We start from the raw sequence: 21,447 nt of genomic DNA on the forward strand, positions 1-21,447 counted from the left end.
AGAGAGGGGGGGGAAGGGGGGGAGGGGGGAAGGGACACAGCGGAACAACCAACCCCCCCCCCCCCCCCCCCCCCCCCCCCCCCCCCCCCCCCCCCCCCCCCCCCCCCCCCGCCGCCGTTCAGCCGCCGCCCCGTTCAGGCCAATGCCGCCGCCGTCCAGGCCCGCGCCGTCTCCGCTCAGGCCCGCGCCGCCCGGGCGAACAGCTCGTGCAGCGGCACCGGGGACAGCAGCCGGGTGAAGGGGCCGTACACGCCCTTGCCCGCCCGCACCGCGCCGTGCGTGCCCAACTTGCCGCTCTCCACGGGCAGATGGGGTGCGTCGAGGGTCTCCCAGGTGTCGGGGGCGAAGGCCGTGCGCCCGGCCCGGGCCCGCCGGCCGGTCTGCACCGCGCCGACCGCCACCAACTCCGCCTGCGCCGCCTTGTGCCGGGCGGCCGACCAGCCGTTCCAGCGGCGGACGTTGCGATCCGTGGGCCGGGCGAGCGCGCGCAGCTGGAGGTGGAGCGCGGCGGCGTCCGTACCGACACCGAGCCGCTGCGCGACCTCGGTGACCAGGTCCGGGGCGCTGAGCGCGGGGTTGGCCTCGTAACCGCCCGCGGGCACCGGTGTCCCGGCGGCGCGGGCTGCCGTCCGGGCCAGCCCGTCGAGCAGCGCCCGTATCCCCGTGACCTCCTCCCGGAGCCGGGACAGGTCCAGCCGGTCGCACAGGTCCAGCGCCGCGGCCACGCGCTCCGGTTCCGCGAGGGCGGCCGTCCGCAGGAAGAGGTCCCCGCTGGGCACCGCGACGACGAACGTCCCGTCCTCCAGCGCGGTGGGTGCTTCCGGGACGGTGTCCAGGAGCGGCTCCGGGCACGGGAGCAGGGTGCCCGCGAAGGGCCGGAAGGCCGGATCCCCGGCGGCGGCCCGGGCCAGGGCGGGGGACGGCAGCAGCTCGAGCAGCGTGTCCGGCGCGGCGAACCACGCTCGCAGGCCCTCGTACAGCTTCAGCGCTCCCTCGGCCGCGGGGTCGCCGACCGGCCGCTCGGTGAGGGCCCAGGCGATCACGGACAGCGTCTCGGTGTGCGGCGCGCGGTCCCGGCGTATCCACGCGCCGGCCGTGCCGTCCGGCGCTGCCTGATGCAGGTGGAGCCGGCCGGTGCGGCTGCCGACCAGGAGGTGTCCGCCCGGTTCGGCCGGCGGGCGGCCGGCGGGCAGGGCGCTGGCCCACTCGGCGGACAGGCCCAGGTCGGCCTCCAGGGCGTCCGCCAGCTCCTCGTCGACATAGGGCCGGGTGCCGAGCAGCTCGGCCCAGACGGCCGCCATCCGTTCCGCGGCCCGGACGAGCCCGTCCGCCGTCCACAGGTCGGCGGGGTCCTCCGGGACCCCGGCGGCGAGCAGCCGGCGCCGGCCGTGGGCGCCGAGACGGTGCCAGAAGCCGTCGTACTCCGCGGCCGTGGTCCTGTTCGCCTTGTAGGGCCTGGAACGCAGCATCCTGGCGTGGTCGTCGTGCCCCGCGCGGCGCGGGAGCCCGGCGAGGGCCAGGGTGGCGACGGGGCGTCGTACTCCGGTGCGCCAGGAGAACACGGCGAGGGCCTCCGGGGTCAGCGGGACCGGTCCGTTCTGTTCGACCAGCTCCAGGAGGCGGGTGAGGCGCCCGCCGTCGTCCCGGGTGAGCGTGACGGTCTGCGCCTCCTCGGTGCCGGCCGGTGCGGGGGCCGTGGCCGGCTGGACGAAGCGGCGGAGTCCGCCGCGTGGCGGGCCCGCCGCGGCGCCGGTCACGGCGGTCAGCTCCTCCTGCGGGGCGCGGCCGGTGCGCCAGGTGCCGCCGGGTTCGGCGAAGGGCTGCCGGCTCCAGGTCCGCAGCAGGGCGTTCAGGGCGGTGCGGTCGGCCTCGGGTGTGGTCTCGACGGCGGCCCGCCAGGCGACGGCGTCGATGGCGCCGAGCAACACCTGCCATTCCGCGGGGTGTGCAGGCGGGGCGAGGCTGCGGGTCTCGTCGTCGATCTCGCCGCGCAGGAAGCGGCCGTCTGCGGCAACGGCGGTGAGGGTGCCGGGATGCCGCTCGGGGGCGTGGGCCTCGTAGACGCGCAGGTCGGGCAGGAGGCCGGACAGGGCGGGGACGAGATCGGTGTCGGGGATGCCGGCGGGGAGGGTCACGACCGGGCCCGAGCGCATGATGCCGACGCGCCGGGACAGCTCCGCGCGGCGGCGCAGCACGTCGGCCGCGAGCCGGGCCGCACGCACCACCCCGTCGCGCACGCGGGCGTCGCCGGCCTCGGGCAGCAGCCCGGTGACCCGGGCGCGCAGTTCGCCGTCGTCCCGGGTCTCCCGGGCGGCGTCCAGGAGGGCGCGCACGGTCGCGTCGGAGACGGTGCGCAGCGCCTTCGAGGAGCGTGCGTCGCGCGGGGTGAGGAAGTGCCAGAACGCGGGCGGTGGCACCGGACCGGCGTGCTCGCCGAGGGTGGGCGGGTGGTCGCGGTCGCGTCCGGAGGGCGGGACGAAGCCGTGGACCTGCCAGAGCAGCGAGTTGTCCGCGGCGGCGTGGCAGCGGACGGTCACCTCGCCGACGGTGACGGCGTCCTCGCCGCCCTCGGGGAGGCCGATGACGCCCCAGGGGTGGCGGCCGAAGCGGCGGCTGCGGTAGCGGGCGGAGCGGCCGTCGGCCGACTCCAGCAGGAACTCGGTGGGTGAGGGGCCCTGGTAGGGCGTGCGGTTGAGGACACGGCAGCCGACGAGCCGTCCGTCCTGGCCGAACGGTGAGGCCGGGGCGTCCTCGGGGAGCACCGCGAGGTACTGGCCGCCTTCGAACTCCTCCATGCCGGGAGGGAGTTCCCGGTCGCGGTGGAAGTCGGGCAGGGTGCGGTCGGCCGCCGGGACGCCGGTCGCGGGGTCGTACGGCGTCCAGTTGCCGCGGGTGTGGAACACCTGGGCGCCGAAGAAGCGCCGGCCGTCGCTCATCTGGAAGTCGTGCCCGCCGATGCCCTCGCGCCCTCCCGGCCGCAGCACCCGCTGCCCGTCGAACCGGCCGCCGCGGTCCGGGGTCTCGAACTGGTACCCGAACCCGCCCTGGATCAGTCCGCCGTACGGCCGCAGACCGAACCGGTCCTCCGGGGTGAACACCTCTTCCGGGCGGTCGGCCCAGTACGCCTGGTCGGCGGTCGAGTAGCGGTCGCCGGTGCGCCAGCTGACGAGGAAGTGGCCGCCGACGTAGTGGACGGCGTGCGAGGTCGCCTCGTCCGGCACCCGGAAGGAGCAGGTCGCGCGGGTGCCGGCGGGGTCGACGGCCACGGCGCGGTCGCCGCCGAAGACGGTGAGGACCGGCCAGGTGCAGGTGACCTGGAGGGTGTCGGCCGCGTCGAACTCCTCGAGGGCCGCGTCCAGGGCGGGCCAGCCCAGTTCCTCGGGCAGTCCGGCGCGCAGGGCACGGGCCAGCGGACCGGTGAGGTCCAGCGCGGCCAGCGCTTCTTCGATGCCGTCCAGGGCGACGGCGGTGGGCCGGTCCAGCAGGCCGGACAGTTCGGTGACCGCCTCGTCGGCCGCGGCGAGCCCGCCGCCGCGCAGCGCGCCGAGCAGGCCCTCGACGCGGGTGTGCACCTCGGCGGCGATGCCGGCGTTCCGCGGCAGCCGGGTGATCGCGGTGCCGGAGCCGCGCAGCCCTTCGTGCACCGTGCCTTCGAGGCGGCGGCCGAACACCGGGTGGGCGGCCAGTGCCTTCAGGTCGCGGCGCGACCGGTCGTCCCAGAACGTCAGCCCTACGGCGTCGCCCGGGTCCGCCACCTCGATGCCCTCGGCGAGACAGGCGTCCAGGAGGTCGGCGTCCAGGGCCGGCCAGCGGTACTTGTCCTCGTGGATCACCACGGGCGTGCCCGCGGCGCGCAGCCGGGGCGCGAACCGGGAGACGATCTCGAAGAGTTCGGCGGGCATGGGCTGGCTCGCCACGCCGCCGTACGCCACCTTCTGGTGCCGGTACGTGCGTGTGTACCGGCCCAGCCAGCCGGCCGGCCCGCCCTCCGGTTCGAGGTGCCCGGCCGCCGCCGCGTCCACGATGCCGCCGCGCAGCAGCAGCCGCAGCCAGGCCGCCGCGTCCTTGCGGGATTCCGGGAACAGGTCGAGCAAGGCGGACTGCACCTCAAGGCTTTGCGGATGGTCGCCCAGCGGTCCGGCGGCGGCCTCCAGCAGGGCGTCCGGGACCGCCTTGCCGCGGGCGGCACCGAGGACCTGTCCCAGGACCCGGGCGTCCTCGTCGGTGCCGAGGCCGGCGGCCCGCGCGGACGCGCCGATCCGGCGTGCGAGGTCGGCGGGGAGATCCCCGGGCGAGGCCGCCCAGGCGGTCAGCACGCGCACGTACTCCTCGTGTGCCTCGACGGGTGCCAACTGCCCGGCCAGCCAGCGCTGATGCTCGCTCAGCTCCTTCACCGGCAGGGCTCCGCGCGCCGCGAAGAGCAGCGCGTCGGCCCGCCGCCAGCCGGGGTCGACGGGCAGCGCGTGCTCCTGCTCCGCCTTGCGGGCCAGGGAGTAGGCCTTGGCCGCGGCGCCGCCGGGGTATCCCAGCAGCCGGTGTGCCACCGTGTCCCAGAACCAGGGCAGATGGGCGGGCGGCAGTCCGCTCGCCGGCCGCCGCAGCCGCTCGAGGCAGCGCCCCATCTTCGGATACGCGGACGACACGGCCGCCGCCACCTCGTCGAGCAGGGCGCCGGCGGTGTTCTCGGCGCCCGGATCGTGGGACCTGACCCAGAGGGCATAGGTCCTGGACCGGTGGGGTTCCGCGGGCAGCAGGTCGTGAGTGAGCATGCGGCGATCTTGGCACGAGGCTCCGACACCCGTCCGGGCCTGTGGACAACCGCCGCAGGCGGGCGGCCCGGTCCTGTGGACAATCGGGGTCGCCTCCGGGGTCGTACCGCGAAAACCCTGAACCGCCCCCGGGGAGGGCCCTGTTAGGGTCCTGCGATGTTCTCGCTGTCCGAACCCCCCTTCTTCGCCCGCCTGCGCGAGGCCCGTCGCGTGCTCGTCGCCGGCGCCGGCGGCGGCTTCGACGTCTACGCCGGGCTTCCCCTCGCCCTCGCCCTGCGGGCGGCCGGCAAGGAGGTGCACCTGGCCAACCTGTCCTTCGCCGACCTGTACGGCCTGGACCTGGACACCTGGGTCGAGGCGGATGTCGCCGCCGTCCGCCCGGACACGCCGTTGCGCGGCGACTACTTCCCCGAGCGTGCGCTCGCCCGGTGGCTGCGGTCGCAGGGCCTGCCCGACACCGTGTACGCCTTTCCGCTGACCGGTGTCGCGCCGCTGCGCGCCGCCTACCGGGCGCTTCTCGCGCACCTCGGCGGGGTGGACGCGATCGTGCTGGTGGACGGCGGCACGGACATCCTGATGCGCGGCGACGAGCACGGGCTCGGCACGCCCGAGGAGGACATGGCGAGCCTGGCCGCCGTCTCCGGGCTCACGGAGATACCGCACCGGCTGGTGGCCTGCCTGGGCTTCGGCGTGGACGCCTATCACGGGGTCAATCACGCGCTGGCGCTGGAGAACCTGGCCGCCCTGGACCGCGCGGGCGGCTATCTGGGCGCGTTCTCACTCCCGCGCGAGAGCCCGGAGGGCGCCGCCTACCTGGACGCGGTGGCCCACGCCCAGCGCTGCCACGCGAGCCGTCCGAGCATCGTGCAGGGGTCCGTCGCGGCGGCGGTGAGCGGCGAGTTCGGCGATGTCCGGTTCACCGAACGCACCCGGGACAGCGAGCTGTTCGTCAACCCGCTGATGGCCCTCTACTTCTGCGTGGATCTGCCCGCGCTGGCGCACGCCAACCTCTATCTGGAACGGCTGGAGGACACCGTGCTGATGCGGCAGATCAGCACGGTCATCGCCGAGTTCCGCGACGAGGTGCCCCGGCAGCGACCGCCCCGGGCGTTCCCGCACTGAGCCCGGGACAGCTGAGGAGCCGGAGACGGCTGAGGAGCTGGAGACGGCTGAGGGGCCGGTCAGCGCCGGGCGAGGTCCCGGCCCCCGACCACGGCGAGTGCCGCGGTCAGCAGGACGAGGGCCGCCGTCTGGCCGAGGCCGCCACCGAGGAGCACGCCCGCCCCGGGGACGTGCAGCCAGGGATAGAGGGCCGCCACCCGCACCGCCAGGACGAGCAGGCCGAGCGCCGCCAGGGCGAGGGCGGCCCCGGGGGACGTACCGTCCCCGCGCCGGGCGCGCCACAGCAGCCAGCCGAGAGCGCCCACGACGAAACCGGTGGCGGGCGCCCACACGAGGTCCGCGGCGCCCGGCAGCAGCACGACGGACCCACCGGTCACCACGCACCCGGCCAGGAACACCAGGCCCGGCGAGCCGGCGGGCAGCCGGGCCGCAGGCGCGTCCCGGTGGTGGGCGGCGCACAGGGCGAGCGCCGGCAGCCAGGCCAGCAGCGCGGCCGACGTCTCGTACCACGGCACCCCCGGCGGCACCCCGTCCCCGGCCAGCGGACGGACCAGGGGCCACAGCGCGGGCAGGGCCGCGCCGAGGGCGCTGTACCGGGCCAGGCGGCGGCGGTCGTGCAGCAGGGCGAAGTAGGCCACCGTCCACAGCAGGGGAAGCGTCCAGGCGAGCACGGCGACGACCGTGTCCGTCGCACCGCGGCCGGTGAACCCGGTGAGGAACATCTGCCGCCCGCTCGCACCGTGGGTGAACGCCCAGGTCAGCTCCAGGACCCGGTCGACGACCGCGCAGACCGCCTGGAGCAGCACGGCGGACAGGGCGAAGAGGCGGACGGCCGAGCCGAGCACGGCGTACCTGCGGGGTGCGCCGGGCGCGCCGAGCCGGCAGCGCACGGCGAGCGCGGCGATGCTGGCCACCTCGCCGAGCGTGGGCCGGCTCTGGTCCTGGAGCTCGCGGTCGATGTCCCCCAGGTACGTCTCGACCATCTCCTCCTCCCGTTCGCGCCGGTAGGAGGCGGGGAGCAGGCGCAGGACGGTGCGGTAGCGGGTCTCCAGCAGCGTGGTCATGCGTAGCCTCCCGCGAGTCCGGGCGTGGTGGGGGGTCGGAGGCCGGCCGGGCCGTCGGCTGCGGGACGGGCCGGGGCACCGGCGCGGCGGCCGGCAGCGATGCGCCGCTTGGCGGCCCCGGCGCCGGCCGCCATCCGCTCGGCCTCCGCGTCGAGTGCCGCCACGCCCTCGTCGGTGAGCCGGTAGTAGCGCCGCAGCCGGCCCTGCTGCACCTCCTCCCGGTCCAGCACGATCAGGCCGTCCGCGGTGAGCCGGTCCAGCACGCCGTACAGCGTGCCGACCCGCAACCGCACCTCCCCGTCGGACAGGTCCTCGACCTCGCGCAGGATGCCGTAGCCGTGCCGCGGCTGGTCGGCGAGCGCCGTGAGGACGAAGAACGCCGCTCGGGTCATGCTCTTCGCTGTCATACGGCCAGGATATATCGGTGGCCGATATATATCGCGCGGTGTCACGCGATCGGGCGTATCCAGCCGGCCGTCCGTGGAGTGCGCCGTATCGGGGCGGGCGCAGGGAGTGAACGGGGTCCGCCCCGGAGCGGATGGACGGGCGAACCCCGTTCGCCGGACATTGTGGGCGCCGTGCGCGGCGGCCGGGCACGGGTGTGCGGCGGTCACCTGACGCGCACCGCGCACATGCCGGGCGTACACCACGCACCACGCGCGTACGGCACACACCCCGGGCGTACGGCACGCGCCCCGGGCGTGCGGCGCACCCCCCGTGCGCCGGCCACACCTCCGGGCGACGCGCGGGGCCGGGCCCCCGGCCGCCGTGTCGCCCGCCGAGCAGTGATACTGGGAAGCTCACCCGCCCCCATCAGCAGATTGGCTCATGTCGAACTCCGCCAGCGACCGCGCCACCATCCCGCAGACCCTCTGGGCGGCCCGGGGCCGCCACACGGGTCCCGCCCCCGAGGAGGTCGTCCGCCGCACCCTGCGCCGGCACAAGGACAGCGGGGACATCGACGACTTCGCCGAGCCGCCCACGGGCGAGGATCCGGAGCTGCGGGTCTTCGAGGCGCGCTGGCGGGCCGGCGGCACCGTGACCGTGCGGGCCCGGCTCACCCTCGTACCGCGTCAGGGCCGGCCGCAGGGCCACGAGTGGCGGCTGGTCGCGGAGGCGGAACGCCCGTGGGACGACGCGTGGCCCTCGCCCGCGACCCTGTTCTGGCCCGAGGCCGGCTCGGGCGAGGACGAGGACGGCTCCTGGGACCATCACCCCACGGTCGCCGGCCTGCGTCTCCGTCAGGTCAACGCGCTGCCCGAGGACGACAAGGAGATGCGGCGCCGGCTGCGCGACGCGGCCCGGGAGGCGTGGTGCGTCCATGTCGTCGTCCACGAGGCGATGACTCCGGACGAGCGGGGCAGGCTGCCGCTGGCGCGGCTGCTGCCGCCCGGTCTGCGGCACCGCGTGGTGGAGCACCGGGCCGCCCCGCAGCAGCTGCGCGGCGTCAACTGGGCGCTGAAGGACCTCGGCGTCGAGGTGCCGCGCGGCGGCGCGGTGCTGCTGCCGCCGGATCCGGCGCCGGAGGACGGCTACGACGGCCGGGAGCACAGCGTGCGCAGCGTCTTCCTGGACGGTTCGGAGCCGGTCGAACTCATCGCGGCGCTGCGGCACTTCGTCGCCCTGCCCCGGCCGCTGCCCCAGGGCGCCGAGGAGGCGCTGGCGGACCTGCGCGACAACTGGACCCTGATGACCCTTCAGGAGCAGCTGGAGCGTGAGCGGCGGCTGGTCGCCATGTACGCCGAGGCGCTGGAGGCGATGACGAAGTCCCGGGACCTGTACAAGCAGGCCGCCGAGCAGGCGCTGGAGGCCCTGGCCGCCTACCGGGACGTCCCCGCGCCCGCCGTGCCCCAGCAGCGGCCCGCCGCCGCCCGGACGCCGACCGCGCTGCAGCAGTTGACGCGGACGTTCGAGCGGTTGAAGCTGACCGCCAAGGGCCGGCAGCAGCCGGAGCCCGCCGCGGAGGCCTCACCGCACGCCTCACCGAACGGCACACCGGCCGGGCCCGCGTGGGAGGCCGACCGGAGCGGGGCCACCGACGGCCATGCCGATGACCGGTCGTCGTCGTAGGGGCTCGGCCGGGACGAGGAGCCAGGGCAAGGGATCAGTATGGACACGACCACGACCCTCCTGACGATCGCCGCCGTCGTCGCCGCGGGGCTGCTCGCCGTCGCGGTCGGTCTGCTGGTACGGCTGGTGCGTGCGCGGCGGACGCTGCGGCGGGCGGGGCTGCCGACGGGACCGCGGTGGGTGTTCTGGGGCGCGGTCGCGTATCTGCTGCTGCCCGCCGATCTGCTGCCGGACCCGGTCTATCTGGACGACATCGGCGTCCTGCTCCTCGCCCTGCGCAGCCTGCGGTCCGCCCGGCCGCTGCCGCGGGAGACGGCCGGGTCCTGACCGGGCGTCACGCGGCCTGACCGCTGACGGCCGCAGCGGTAATGCCGACGCTCACGTGCTTCGTCATGTCGTCGAGAACGGCAGCGCAGTGTTCCTGGTCGGTACCCGACACGACCCAGTAGGCCAGGCGGTCGTGCAGTCCGGCTTCAGGCAAGGCGAGAACGTGGTTCCCTGCCTGCTGGAGCAGGACCACGCGGTCGAGCAGCGGCTGACGGGCAGCCTCGGGCGAGACCTCGAGGTGTTCGATCCGGCCGCTCACGGCGGGGTAGGCGAACTGGATGGCGGCCGCTCTCTGCCGGGTCGGCGTGAGATCGGGGGTCCTGCCCGCGGCCAGGGCCGCGGAGACGAGCGGGAGGTCTATCCCCGTGGCCCGCTTGACGAGCAACGGGATGAGATCGTCCGCCAAGCGGGCTTGTACATCGGTGACACGCGGACCGAGGGAGGTCAGCCTCATGCTGATGTGCAGGACCCCGAACGTGATGCCGACGGCCCGTACGACGCGCTGGACGATCTGCCGCACGACCGGGTTGTGCAGCAGGCTGTCGTGCGCGTAGACGGAGTGACGCGCCGCCTCCCGGCCGCCCGTCGAGCCGAAGGTCGTACGCGTGAGGGCGACGATCCGCACGTCACCGTCGGGCAGGACCACGGTCTCGGCGGAGATCGCGGGCCCGTCGAGATGCTCGTCCACGGCTTCCGGCATGTGGGGCTGGCACACGTGGTGGCGTGCCAGCAGTCCGCGCAGCGCCGTGGTGTCGCTCAACACGGCCAACGACTCGGCCGAGGCCGCCGGAAGGCCCAACCGGCCGGCGATGCGCGACGCAGTGACCAGATGATCCGGCACATAGCTGAGCACACCGCACACGTCGTGACGCGAGGCGTAGCTCATCACCGCGTCCGCGGTGGCCGGGTGGTGGGTGAGGTCGGCCGCGATGTGCTTCAGCAGATAGGGTCTGGCCCAGGCCGGCGCGGTGGTGTCGACGAGTACGACCGGGTGCGCGGCGGCGATCCGCGCGAGAGGGAACTCCGCCCCAGCCGCTGCCGATCCCGCGCCGAGCAGTAACAAGGGGTCAGACATCGCGTCACCTCTCGGCGGGGTAGGGACGGACAGCCTGGACGCCGCTGAGGGCTCTGCTACGGCAACCACACCACCCAACTGGTTTGTTGGATCACCCTGCGCGGTGATCCTGCTACCGCACGCCACGGGATGTCAACTCAGCCTGCGCACCCATGCAGGTTCTCTCGACACTGTCGACCAGTCGAGGCGATGCGGATACCCTCGCCTACGTCCCGCCCCCTGATCAGCGACGTGCCCAGGAGAATGCTCGGTGGCAGCAGACGATGCCTACGCAAGACTGGCCGGAACCCTGGAACGCATCCACCATGCCGCCGGCCGGGCCGAGTTGACGGACGTGCTGAACACACGTGACCTGTCCTTCGAGACGGGGATCCCCGAGGCCGTGGTCGAGACCCTGCTCGCCGGCGGGCGGGCCGAGGAGGTCTCGGTGGCGGAGCGGGTACGGCAGCGGCTCGACCTCCTCCGCGAGACGCGCCGGCGCGACGACGGAAAGAAGTACACCCTCGAAGAGATCGCCGCGGCAGCGGGCGTGACCCGTCAGACGATGAGCGAGTGGCGTCGAAAGGGCCTGCCCAGTCTGGAGTCCGCCGACCGGCTCCGGCGGTTCTTCTCGCTGCCGCCCGGGTTCTTCTTCGCCGACGAGCCCGAGGCGCTCAACGAGGCGCTTCAACGGCATCTGCAACGCCTTGAGTCGCAGTCGGATCCCCTCGCCGAGCTTCGTACGCCCGAGATCCTGCGGCTGGCCGCGCGGGGACTGCTGTCGCCCAGCGGGGTGCAGGCGATGGCCCAGTGGGCGGAGGGCGTCACCCGGCCCGCCGCGTCCGGTGCCGACAGCGGCGGCCGGCAGCGCAAGGGGTCCGCGTGGTGATCTCCGGGGCCGCCGGAGTGCTCGGCTCACCCCGGGCCCTCGTGACTTCTGCTGCTCCGAGCGGGCGGGACGGCTGCCTATGACTGCGATGGCCCGGCTTCGTCAATGGCAGAGGTTACGGCAGCGCGACCGGGAGATGCGGCAGTTCGCCGAGATGCTCATCGCTCCGATCCGGGCGAGGCTGAGCGGCACCGGCGTGGACGACGACCTGTCCGCGGGAGAGGCTTTGGGGGATCCCGAGGCGTTGTTCGAGGCCCTGGTCGAGTCGGCCCGGCGGTGGCGCGGCGACCGCAGGCTCGTGGTGCACAGGGTGCACATCCCGCGTGAGTTCAAGGCCACGGGGATGTGGCTGGAGCGCGCGGACCAGGACGACATCATCATCGAGCAGGACGCGGAGATCTGGCATCAGGCGCAGATCTTCGGCCACGAGCTGTGGCACATGCGGCAGAAGGACGGTTTCACCCCCGAGCAACTGGCGGACGGTGCCTGGGAAGCGCTGGAGGCCGGGCATGTGCACGGCGCGCAGCCGGCCGCCGCACGTTCCCGTTTCGACGAGGATCCCGAGAAAGAAGCCGAGTTGTTCGGGATCCGGGTCGGACAGGAGATGCGTGCCCTGATGGAGCGCGATGTGATCACCGGCGAGACGGCCCGCCGCATCGCAGACTCCCTCAACTATCGGGGGAACCGGAAATGAGCGGGTCGATCAACTACATAAGCTGCGGCCTGCTGTGGGTCGGCCTGCTGGTCAAGCTGCCCGATCTGATCCGGCACTGGAGCGAACGATCACTTCGCGCGGTCAACGGGGTGCTGGCGCTCGCATCGCTCTGCTTTCTCTTCGGGGCGCCCGCTTCGGTGCAGGTGATCAATCGGGTCAGCGGTGTGCCCAACCTGGCCGCTCCCCTGACCTACGCGTCGATCACCGCGTACAGCGCGGCACTGCTGATCATGATCGCCTGCTGGCGTGGCGGCCCCTCACTGCGCCGGACGACACTGAGCTGGCTCTACGGGTACACGGCCGTACTCGCCGGCATCGCCGCCCTGTTCACACTCGGGGACGCCACCGAGGAACGCAGCAGCGACTTCGACACGTACTACGCGACGACCCCCTGGATCTCCGAAATGGTCGTCCTGTATCTGATCGCTCATCTGACGGCCGTAACGGTCAGTGCGGTCTGGTCGCTGCGCTGGGGATTCGAAGCGGAAGTGCGGAGGCGTCCGTGGCTGCGGGCCAGTCTGCTGACGATCGGCACGGGCACGGTGATCAGTTCCGGGTACAGCATCTGCAAACTGATCGCTGTGGTCGCCCGGTGGACCGGTCGGGACTGGGCGGTGCTCGGTACGTCCATCCCGCCCCTGTGTGCGGGTCTGGGGGCGGTGCTCACCGTGGTGGGAGTGCTCCTGCCCATGGCCGGCCACCATCTGTCGGCCTGGCGTGACTTCTTCCGTCTGGCGCCTCTCGATGCCGTACTGGATCCGGTGCTCACGGACCGTGCCCTGCGTGTGGAGCGGCCGCGCTCGCCGTTCCTGTGGGGCACCTGGCGCTGGAGCACCATTCACAACGGTCTCCTCGCGATCGAGACGCTCTACGACGAGAGGCTCTACGATCACACGCTCGACGTGGAGTTCGAGAGGACCGGCGACTGGTCCAGAGCCACCTCCGCCGCGTGGGCCGCGACCATCGCCGCGGCCGTGCGGCGCAGCACCCAGCCGGTGCTGGACCCCGCCGGTGCGCCGGCCCGGCTCTCCCACCCGCGCGACGCGGAGTCCCTCGTCCTCATCGCCGATGCCGTGAAGAGGTGCGAGCGTGAGGCGCGGGCCGTCGAGCCGGGCCCCGCCGCGGCTCGGTCGGTGTGACCAGCGGACCGAGTGCACGAGTCCCCCCACAGCCAGAGGACCTGAACGGAGCCACCGAAAGATGAGCCTTGTCGTGTATATGGCGTCTCTCCTTCTGGCTCTGGCCGCCATAATGCTCCGCCGGCCGCGCAGGACTCCCCGCTCACCGCTGTCCATCGCCACGCGGGCCACCGCGTTCATCGCCGCCCTGTGCTTCTTCTGGTCCGCTCCGGTGACGCTCGCCGCCGTCAACCACGCCACCGGCATCCCCAATGTGGGCGCCCCGCTGACGTACAGCTCGATCTCCGCCCTGAGCTGCTCCCTGATCATCCTGCTGATCCACTGGAAGGGCGGTCCGAAGGAGCAGATACGCCGGATGACCCGGTTGGCGGTGGCCGTCTACGGCACGCTCATCGTCGCCATCGTCGTGCTGTTCAGCCTCGCGGACGCGCACACGGAGCGCCTCACCGACCTGGACACGTACTACGCGAACACCCCGTACATGCGGGAGATGATCGCCCTCTACCTGCTGGGTCACCTGGCGAGCACGATCGTTCTGAGCGCCGTCTGTCTGAAGTGGGCGCGCGACGAGGTCACCGGGCTGCTCCGCCTCGGCCTCCGGCTGATCCTGGCCGGTCTGCTGCTCGACGCCCTCGGATTCACGCTCGCCAAGGTCACCGCGGTCGTCGCCCGCTGGCTGGGTTACGACCTGGACTTCCTGTCCACCTCGGTCGCGCCGCCGGCCGCCGCGCTCGGCGCCCTGATCTACTCGGCCGGGTTCGTCCTGCCGCGTCTCGCCTCCGCGGCCGCCGCGGAGCGGCAGAGCCTGGCCACCTACCGGGCGCTACGGCCCCTGTGGTCGGCGGTGAAGGACGTGGCGGCGACACCGGTCGCGGAACCGACCTGGTGGCAGCTCTGGTGGCAGCTGCCCAGCAACCGCCTCTACCTGCTGGAGGCCAACATCCGCGACGCGCTCCTGCAGTTGACGGCGTACTTCGACCAACGGGTCGGCCACGCGACGTACGCGGCCGCCGTGGAGCGCGGCGAGCAGCGGGAAAGGGCGCGCATCGCCTCGGAGGAGGCGATGATCATCGACGGGATACGCCGGGCGTCGGGCAAGGGCGACGGACCTGCCGATCCGCCGGAGAAGTTCCGCGTCACCATCGATCTGGTCGAGCTGGCGAACGCCGTGCACCGCCTCGGTGAGGCGGCACCGGATCAGGTGAGAACCCGGTGACGTCGGCCCATCAGCACTACAAGGAGAACCAGTTGTCGCACAAAGCTGTCGTGGTCGGAGCCGGCATCGCCGGGCTGGTGGCCGCCGCGGCCCTGTCCCTCGCCGAGCCCACGCTCCAGATCGTCGTTCTCGACAGGGACGAGCTTCCGGAGGGCCCCGAGAACCGGCGGGGTGTTCCCCAGGGCCGGCATGCCCATCTGCTCATGGCCGGCGGGCTGTCCGCCCTGGAGTCCCTCTTCCCGGTGAGCGTGCGTGACCGGCTCCTGGACGCGGGGGCCCACGAGATCGCCCTCGGCAACGGCATGCTGGCCCGCACCGCGGACAGTGGCTGGTTCCGCAGATGGCGGCGGGACGGGCCGTACATGATCACCTGTACGCGTGCCCTGCTGGACTGGGTTCTCCGGCAGGCGTTGCTCGACTCCTACCGGAACGTCTCGATCCACCAGGCCGCGGTGGAAGGGCTCCTCGGCGATGCCGACCGGGTCCGCGGTGTCCGGATCAGCGGCGCGGAGGAGCGTCTCGGGTCCGAGGTGGAAGCGGACCTGGTCGTCGACGCGAGCGGTCGTGGCTCGGGCAGCCTGAAGTGGCTCGGCGGGATCGGCATCACGGGCGTCGAAGAGCAGAGGCTCGACTCCGGTCTGACCAACGCCACGCGGATCTACCGCACACCGGCGGGTGCGGAGTCGTTCCCGCTGACGGTGGTGCAGGCGAATCCCTACGACGGCCGGCCCGGCCGCAGCGCGATGGTGCTGCCGATCGAGGGGAACCGGTGGATGGTCAGCGCGGGAGGCACCCGCGGAGGCGAACCGCCCGAGGACCCCGAGGGCTTCCTCCGGTACACGCTCGATCTGCCCCACCCGATCGTCGGTCAGCTCATCTCCGGCGCGGAGGCCCTCACCGACGTGGTGGTCAGCCGTGGCCGCAGCACGAGCAACGCCCGCCGGTACTTCGAGAGGTCGGCGCGATGGCCCGAGCGGTTCATCGTGCTCGGCGACGCGCTGGCGACCTTCAACCCCGCCTACGGCCAGGGCATGTCGGTGGCGGCACTCGGCGCCCAGGTCCTGGCCCGCGAACTGCGCCGGACCGGCCTCACCGCCCCCGGCCTGTCCCGACGCGTCCTTCGCGGCGCGGCCCGCCACGTGGACACCGCGTGGGCCACCGCCGTCGGCATGGACGTCCTGTACCCCGGTGTGATCGGCGGGCAGCCCAACCTCGCCGACCGCGTCGCCGCGCATTACGCACGCCGTCTGACCAAGGCCGCCACGGGTTCCCTCGACGCGGCGGCAGCCCTGTGGGACGTCACCAGCCTCAACGCGGCCCCGAGGCGGGTACTGCACCCCAAGGCCCTGCTGGCCGCCCTGACCGGCCCTCTCCTCCCCCAGATCTCCGAGCCGCCGCTACGGCCCTCGGAGCGGGAGATCCTCGACCGGCTGAAGAAGGGCTCGGAGCCGTCACCTGCCTCCGGCCCCGTTCGCTAGTCCTCTCCCAGCAGCGCTCCGGCCGGGCGGCGCGAGCCCGGCCCGGCTGTTCTCGCCCGGCTGGGCCGACAGGCCCGGTCGGGGGCAGGAAGACCGCGAAGCAACCCCGCCTTCTCTCCACCCGCCCACGTGCGTTCGGGGTGTCCCGTGGCGCATTCTTGCTGTGTCATCCACCCGGAGGCACATGGGACGAGGTAGGGCCGATGGCTGGGAGTGACGAGGAGGCGGTCCGTGGGCGGGCCCGGCTGACCGCGTTGCTGGCCGATGCCTCGGCCGGGGCGCTCACCGCGGCCGGGGGGCGGGTGGCGGGGGTGTACCTGCGGTCCGGTGTGCCGGGGCTGCTGCGGCTGTCGGTGCTCGTGGGGCTGCCCGGGCCGCTGTTCCGGCCCTGGTGGCGGCTGCATGTCGACCGGCCGTTCCCGGTCGCCGACGCCTACCGGCTCGGTGTCCCGGTGGTCCTCCCGAACGCCGCGGAGACCATGCGCCGGTATCCGCAGTTCGCGGCCGGCCTGCCCTTCCCGTTCGGGTCCGTGCACATGCCGGTGCCCGGCGGGACCGAGCCGCTCGGGGTGCTCACCGTGCTGCACCCGGCGGTGTCGGACACGGTGGACGAGCTGTTCGACCGGGATGTGCTCGCCCGGCTGGCCGAGGGCCTGGGTGCCGAGCTGCTCGGCCTGGCCGGCGGGGACACGAGCGCGGTGTTCTGGGACGGGGAGCCGCTGTGCCTGCGGCCGCCGGTGAGCGGGCCCGCTCGGGCCGCCGTAGGACGGTTCAGCTGGGACCCGGCGACGTCCGCGGTGCACGCGGACGGCCGGCTGCACGCCCTCCTCGGGCTGCGCCCCGGCGAGTTCGCGGGGACGGCGGCGGCGCTCGCGGACGCCGTGGCCCCGGCCGACGCCCACCGGATCCTGGCCGCGCTGCGCGACGCCGCCGCCGGGAAACCGCCGGGCGCGCCGCTGAGCCTGCGCGCCCGGGACGGCACACCGCGGCTGCTGGACCTGTGGCCGGCCGGTGCCGACGGGGCCGGGCCGGCGGTCGCCGGGGTGGTGTTCGATCCGGGTACGTCCGCCGCCGCGGACGGCGCGGCCGACCTGCTGCCGCAGGGTGTGTTCTGCCTGGACCGGCTGGGGCTGATCGTGTACGTCAACCCGGCGGCGGCCCGGCTCGCGGGCCGGCCCCGGGAGTCGCTGCTCGGGCGGGCGCTGTGGGACGCGCTGCCCTGGCTGACCGGGCCGCCGTACGACGACCATCTGCGCGGTGCCCTGCTGTCCCCGGAGCCGGTGCACTTCCACGCCCTGCGGCCCGCCGACGACCGGGACGAGGCCGGCGAGGGCGACTGGCTGGCCGTGTCGGTGCACCCCGGCACGGACCTGCTGACCTGCACGCTCGTCCCGGCCAGCCGGATGGACGCCACACCGGAACCGGTCCCCCGCGCGCACGTCTCCGAGGACACGGTGGCGCGCGGGCACGCGATGGCGCCGCTGTACCGGCCGATCGCGCTGGCCATCGCGCTGACGGACGCGGTGACGGCCCGGCAGGTGTCGGAGGTGGTGATGCAGGAGCTGCTGCCCGCGTTCGGCGGCCGGCGTCTGGCCATCTACCTGCTCCAGGACCGGCATCTGTACCTGGCCTGGGAGACGGGGTTCCCGCAGGGCTTCCTCGCCCCGTTCGAAGGTGTCGGCCTCGACGCCCATCTGCCCGGGGTGGAGACCCTGACCACCGGCCGGCCGCTGTTCTTCGAGTCGATGGGGCAGATCGCGGCGGCCTACCCGGGGATCGCGCTCGACGCGGACGAGGGGGCGCGGGCCTTCCTGCCGCTGATCGCCTCCGGCCGGCCGGTCGGCTCCTGCATCCTCGGCTTCGACGGCTCGCGCAGCTTCAGCACGGAGGAGCGTACGGTCCTCACCGCGCTCGCCGGGCTGATCGCGCACGCGATGGAGCGGGCCCGCCGCTACGACGACGAGGCGGCCCTCGCCCGCGGTCTGCAGCAGGCGCTGCTGCCGCGCCGGCTGTCGGCGCATCCGCGGGTGGAGACCGCGGGGCGCTATCTGCCGGGCACCCAGGGCATGGACGTGGGCGGCGACTGGTACGACGTGGTGGAGGCCGGGGACGGGCTCGCGCTGGTCATCGGCGATGTGCAGGGGCACGGGGTGCAGGCGGCGGCCACCATGGGCCAGCTGCGCAGCGCGGTCCGGGCGTTCGCGCTGGGCGACCGGCCGCCGGACGAGGTGCTGAGCGGCACCAACCTCCTGCTGATCGACCTGGACCCGGGCCAGTTCGCCAGTTGCTGCTATCTGCGCCTGGACCCCGCGACCGGCCGCGCCGGCGTCGCCCGGGCGGGCCATCCGCCGCCGTTGCTGCGCTGCCCCGACGGCCGGACCCGGCTGCTGGACATCCCGGGTGGTGTCGTCCTCGGGGTGGATCCGCAGGCCCGGTACCCGGTGACCGAGCTGCTGCTCGAACCGGAGGCGATCCTCGCGCTGTACACCGACGGTCTGGTGGAGCGGCCCGGCGCCGACATCGACGACGGCATCGCGGCGCTGCGGCTGGCGCTCGCCGAGGCGGGTGCCACGGCCGGCCGGCGCGGCGGGCGGTCCCTGGCCGGGGTCGCCGACCGGCTCACGGCCACCGCGCGGCACGCCACCGACCGTCCCGACGACGTGGCCCTCCTCCTCGCCGCCCGCCGCCCGGCCGTCTCCGGCGACGGATGACCGGACGACCCCGTCGGCTGGACGGGCACCGCGCCGTTCCCCCGCACACCGCCGGGCCGGTGCCCTGCCTCCGGTCGGGTGTCGGCGCCCCGGGTGACGGTCTCGCCTGATGGCGCCGGGCAGTGTAGACATGGGCACATGGTGCGACTGCCCGGCCGGCCCGCGACTCGGCCGCCCCGTTCTCTCGGGCACCCGCGCGCACCGCACAGCCCACCGCCACCGGCAGGCGGCGCGGGCGGCAGTCGGCCTGGGGTGCTGCGGTCGGCGGTGACCGGGCGCAGTGTGGCCGGTCAGGTGTTCGTCCTGCAGGTGGTGATCGTGCTGCTGCTGGTCGTCGCGGCGGTGGTGGCCCAGGTGCTCCAGGTGCGGCACGACAGCGACGTGGAGGCGACGAACCGTTCCCTCGCCGTGGCCGAGACGTTCGCCAACGCGCCCGGCACGGCCGCCGCGCTGCGCTCGCCCGACCCCTCGGCCGTGCTGCAGCCGCGCGCGGAGGCGGCCCGCCTGGCGACCGGCGTGGACTTCATCGTCGTGATGAACACCGACGGCATCCGCTACACGCACCCCAAGACCGACCGCATCGGCAAGAAGTTCGTCGGCACGATCGCCCCGGCGCTGGCCGGCGGCACGGTCACCGAGCACATCACCGGCACCATCGGGCCGCTCGTGCAGGTCGTGGTGCCGGTGAAGGACTCCGACGGCACGGTGGTGGGCCTGGTGTCGGCCGGAGTCACCACCGCGCACGTGGGCGGGGCGGCCGACCAGCAGCTGCCGCTGCTGCTCGCCGCGGCGGCCGCCGCGCTGGTGCTGGCCACCGCGGGCACGGCCCTGGTCAGCAGACGGCTGCTGCGCCAGACGCACGGCCTCGGGCCGTACGAGATGACCCGGATGTACGAGCACCACGACGCGGTGCTGCACGCGGTCCGCGAGGGTGTGCTGATCGTCGGCGGGGACGGCAGGCTGCTGCTCGCCAACGACGAGGCGCACCGGCTGCTGGACCTGCCCGCGGACGCGGAGCGGCGGCATGTGCTGGAGCTCTGCCTGGACGACGAGACGGCGGGGCTGCTGGCCTCGGGCCGGGTCGCCACGGACGAGGTGCACCTGGTCAAGGACCGTCTGCTGGCCATCAACCAGCGGCCCACCGATCTGCGCGGCGGCCCGCCCGGCAGCGTCACCACCCTGCGCGACTCCACCGAGCTGCGGGCCCTGTCGGGCCGCGCGGACGTCGCGCGGGAACGGCTGAACATGCTGTACGACGCCGGGGTGGGCATCGGCACCAGCCTGGACGTGACGCGGACGGCGGAGGAGCTGGCCGGGCTGGCGGTGCCCCGGTTCGCGGACTTCGCGACGGTGGACCTGTTCGACGCGGTGCTGAGCGGGGAGGAGCCGCGGCCGGGGACGGCGCTGCGGCGCGTGGCCTGTGCGGGCATCCGGAAGGAGTACCCGCTGTACCCGGTCGGCGAGCGGATCCGGTTCGTGGCCACCTCGCCGCAGGCCCGCGCCCTGACCACCGGGCAGTCGGTCGTCGTGGAGCGGCTGCGCGAGGAGCCGGGCTGGCGGGCGCAGGACCTGGAGCGCACCGACCAGGTGCTGGCGTACGGCATCCACTCGCTGATCACCGTGCCGCTGCGGGCGGGCAGTCTGGTGCTGGGCCTGGCGAACTTCTGGCGGGCGGAGAAGCCGCAGCCGTTCGACGCCGAGGAGCTGGCCCTCGCGGAGGAGCTGGTGGCGCGGGCGGCGGTGTCGATCGACAACGCCCGGCGGTACACCCGCGAGCACAGCATGGCGGTCACCCTGCAGCGCAGCCTGCTGCCGCGGTCCCTGCCCGAGCAGGGCGCCCTGGAGATCGCCTACCGGTATCTGCCGGCCCAGGCGGGGGTGGGCGGCGACTGGTTCGACGTGCTGCCGCTGTCCGGTGCCCGGGTGGCGCTGGTCGTCGGGGACGTGGTGGGGCACGGGCTGCACGCGGCGGCGACCATGGGCCGGCTGCGCACGGCGGTGCACAACTTCTCCTCCCTCGACCTGCCGCCGGACGAGCTCCTCGGCCTGCTGGACGAGCTGGTCGGCCGGATCGACCAGGACGAGACCCCGGCGTCGGGCGCGGCCGTGGTGACGGGCGCGACCTGCCTGTACGCGATCTACGACCCGGTGTCCCGGCGGTGCACCATGGCGCGGGCCGGCCATCCGCCGCCCGCGCTGGTGCACCCGGACGGCGCCGTGGAGTTCCCGGACCTGCCCGCGGGACCGCCGCTGGGCCTGGGCGGGCTGCCGTTCGAGACGGCGGAGCTGGAGCTGGCGGAGGACAGCCGGCTGGTGCTGTACACCGACGGGCTGATCGAGGACCGGGAACGGGACATCGACGAGGGGCTCGGCATGCTGCGCGACGCCCTGCGCCGGACGCCGGGCGCCTCCCCCGAGGACACCTGCCGTACCGTGCTGGACCGGCTGCCGGCCCGGCCGAGCGACGACGTGGCGCTGATCGTCGCCCGCACCCGGGTGCTGGGCGGCGACCGGGTCGCGCAGTGGCAGGTGCCCACCGAACCGGCGGCCGTGTCGGAGGTACGGGCCTCGGTGACCCGGCGGCTGGCCGACTGGGGTGTGGAGGAGCTGGCGTTCACCACGGAGCTGATCCTGAGCGAGCTGGTCACCAACGCCATCCGCTACGGGCGCGGCCCGATCGAGGTGCGGCTGCTGCGCGACCGCACGCTGATCTGCGAGGTCTCCGACAGCAGCACGACCTCGCCGCATCTGCGGTACGCGGCGAGCACCGACGAGGGCGGCCGGGGCCTGTTCCTGGTGGCCCAGCTCGCCGAACGCTGGGGCACCCGGTACACCCCGCACGGCAAGGTGATCTGGGCGGAGCAGCCGCTGCCCTGAGCGTGGGGGGCGCGGG

14 protein-coding genes are annotated in these 21,447 nt (G+C 74.2%); 10 read left to right on the forward strand and 4 right to left on the reverse strand.

From position 1 onward, the window contains the following. Positions 1-176: 176 nt before the first annotated feature. Positions 177-4,769 (reverse strand): hypothetical protein, encoded by a 4,593-nt coding sequence (locus ACZ4U1_RS03590; protein ID WP_467899116.1) that lies wholly within the window; start codon positions 4,767-4,769, stop codon positions 177-179. A 156-nt stretch (positions 4,770-4,925) separates the two neighbouring features. On the opposite strand from ACZ4U1_RS03590, the gene ACZ4U1_RS03595 reads away from it, so the two are divergent. Further along, on the forward strand, positions 4,926-5,891 hold the full coding sequence (locus tag ACZ4U1_RS03595; RefSeq protein WP_467899117.1) for a DUF1152 domain-containing protein: 966 nt from the start codon (positions 4,926-4,928) through the stop codon (positions 5,889-5,891). Between the two features lie 59 nt (positions 5,892-5,950). Here ACZ4U1_RS03595 and ACZ4U1_RS03600 read toward each other — a convergent pair whose 3' ends face one another. Together ACZ4U1_RS03600 and ACZ4U1_RS03605 are read right to left on the reverse strand one after the other, a co-directional pair. Continuing rightward, positions 5,951-6,955 (reverse strand): hypothetical protein, encoded by a 1,005-nt coding sequence (locus tag ACZ4U1_RS03600; protein WP_467899120.1) that lies wholly within the window; start codon positions 6,953-6,955, stop codon positions 5,951-5,953. Further along, positions 6,952-7,347: a PadR family transcriptional regulator gene (locus ACZ4U1_RS03605; RefSeq protein WP_467900061.1), complete on the reverse strand. Its 396-nt coding sequence runs from the start codon at positions 7,345-7,347 to the stop codon at positions 6,952-6,954. The genes ACZ4U1_RS03600 and ACZ4U1_RS03605 overlap by 4 nt, the downstream gene beginning before the upstream one ends. Before the next feature lie 436 nt (positions 7,348-7,783). On the opposite strand from ACZ4U1_RS03605, the gene ACZ4U1_RS03610 reads away from it, so the two are divergent. Together ACZ4U1_RS03610 and ACZ4U1_RS03615 are read left to right on the forward strand one after the other, a co-directional pair. Beyond that, on the forward strand, positions 7,784-9,025 hold the full coding sequence (locus ACZ4U1_RS03610; protein WP_467899122.1) for a hypothetical protein: 1,242 nt from the start codon (positions 7,784-7,786) through the stop codon (positions 9,023-9,025). Between the two features lie 39 nt (positions 9,026-9,064). Then, a complete protein-coding gene (locus ACZ4U1_RS03615) occupies positions 9,065-9,352 on the forward strand; it encodes a DUF1232 domain-containing protein (protein ID WP_467899124.1) in 288 nt (95 codons plus the stop codon). A 7-nt stretch (positions 9,353-9,359) separates the two neighbouring features. Here the strand turns inward: ACZ4U1_RS03615 and ACZ4U1_RS03620 are convergent, their stop codons facing one another. Next, complete coding sequence (locus ACZ4U1_RS03620; protein ID WP_467899126.1) at positions 9,360-10,427, reverse strand: hypothetical protein; 1,068 nt, start codon at positions 10,425-10,427, stop codon at positions 9,360-9,362. 250 nt (positions 10,428-10,677) lie between these two features. Between ACZ4U1_RS03620 and ACZ4U1_RS03625 the strand changes: the two genes are divergently transcribed. The 7 genes from ACZ4U1_RS03625 (at position 10,678) to ACZ4U1_RS03655 (ending at position 21,431) form a co-directional block, all read left to right on the forward strand. Further along, positions 10,678-11,295 carry a helix-turn-helix transcriptional regulator gene (locus ACZ4U1_RS03625; protein WP_467899128.1) on the forward strand — a complete coding sequence of 206 codons (618 nt, stop codon included), beginning with the start codon at positions 10,678-10,680 and terminating at the stop codon, positions 11,293-11,295. Positions 11,296-11,491: 196 nt separating this feature from the next. Then, positions 11,492-11,989 (forward strand): toxin, encoded by a 498-nt coding sequence (locus ACZ4U1_RS03630; protein WP_467899129.1) that lies wholly within the window; start codon positions 11,492-11,494, stop codon positions 11,987-11,989. After that, positions 11,986-13,149: an MAB_1171c family putative transporter gene (locus ACZ4U1_RS03635; protein ID WP_467899132.1), complete on the forward strand. Its 1,164-nt coding sequence runs from the start codon at positions 11,986-11,988 to the stop codon at positions 13,147-13,149. The genes ACZ4U1_RS03630 and ACZ4U1_RS03635 overlap by 4 nt, the downstream gene beginning before the upstream one ends. 79 nt (positions 13,150-13,228) lie before the next feature. Next, positions 13,229-14,365: an MAB_1171c family putative transporter gene (locus tag ACZ4U1_RS03640; RefSeq protein WP_467899134.1), complete on the forward strand. Its 1,137-nt coding sequence runs from the start codon at positions 13,229-13,231 to the stop codon at positions 14,363-14,365. A gap of 32 nt (positions 14,366-14,397) precedes the next feature. After that, positions 14,398-15,843 carry an FAD-dependent oxidoreductase gene (locus ACZ4U1_RS03645; protein ID WP_467900063.1) on the forward strand — a complete coding sequence of 482 codons (1,446 nt, stop codon included), beginning with the start codon at positions 14,398-14,400 and terminating at the stop codon, positions 15,841-15,843. Positions 15,844-16,046: 203 nt separating this feature from the next. Next, entirely contained in the window at positions 16,047-18,554 is a 2,508-nt protein-coding gene (locus ACZ4U1_RS03650) for a SpoIIE family protein phosphatase (protein WP_467899136.1), read from the forward strand. Between the two features lie 138 nt (positions 18,555-18,692). After that, entirely contained in the window at positions 18,693-21,431 is a 2,739-nt protein-coding gene (locus ACZ4U1_RS03655) for a SpoIIE family protein phosphatase (protein WP_467899138.1), read from the forward strand. Positions 21,432-21,447 lie beyond the last annotated feature (16 nt).

The sequence above is a fragment of the Streptomyces sp. NPDC028928 genome, assembly GCF_055564915.1.

Excerpts from the sequence above, each read along its gene's own strand:
- ACZ4U1_RS03590 (WP_467899116.1), bottom strand. The coding sequence starts at position 4,769 with ATGCTCACTCACGACCTGCTGCCCGCGGAACCCCACCGGTCCAGGACC.
- ACZ4U1_RS03595 (WP_467899117.1), top strand. The coding sequence starts at position 4,926 with ATGTTCTCGCTGTCCGAACCCCCCTTCTTCGCCCGCCTGCGCGAGGCC.
- ACZ4U1_RS03600 (WP_467899120.1), bottom strand. The coding sequence starts at position 6,955 with ATGACCACGCTGCTGGAGACCCGCTACCGCACCGTCCTGCGCCTGCTC.
- ACZ4U1_RS03605 (WP_467900061.1), bottom strand. The coding sequence starts at position 7,347 with ATGACCCGAGCGGCGTTCTTCGTCCTCACGGCGCTCGCCGACCAGCCG.
- ACZ4U1_RS03610 (WP_467899122.1), top strand. The coding sequence starts at position 7,784 with ATGTCGAACTCCGCCAGCGACCGCGCCACCATCCCGCAGACCCTCTGG.
- ACZ4U1_RS03615 (WP_467899124.1), top strand. The coding sequence starts at position 9,065 with ATGGACACGACCACGACCCTCCTGACGATCGCCGCCGTCGTCGCCGCG.
- ACZ4U1_RS03620 (WP_467899126.1), bottom strand. The coding sequence starts at position 10,427 with ATGTCTGACCCCTTGTTACTGCTCGGCGCGGGATCGGCAGCGGCTGGG.
- ACZ4U1_RS03635 (WP_467899132.1), top strand. The coding sequence starts at position 11,986 with ATGAGCGGGTCGATCAACTACATAAGCTGCGGCCTGCTGTGGGTCGGC.
- ACZ4U1_RS03640 (WP_467899134.1), top strand. The coding sequence starts at position 13,229 with ATGGCGTCTCTCCTTCTGGCTCTGGCCGCCATAATGCTCCGCCGGCCG.
- ACZ4U1_RS03650 (WP_467899136.1), top strand. The coding sequence starts at position 16,047 with ATGGCTGGGAGTGACGAGGAGGCGGTCCGTGGGCGGGCCCGGCTGACC.
- ACZ4U1_RS03655 (WP_467899138.1), top strand. The coding sequence starts at position 18,693 with ATGGTGCGACTGCCCGGCCGGCCCGCGACTCGGCCGCCCCGTTCTCTC.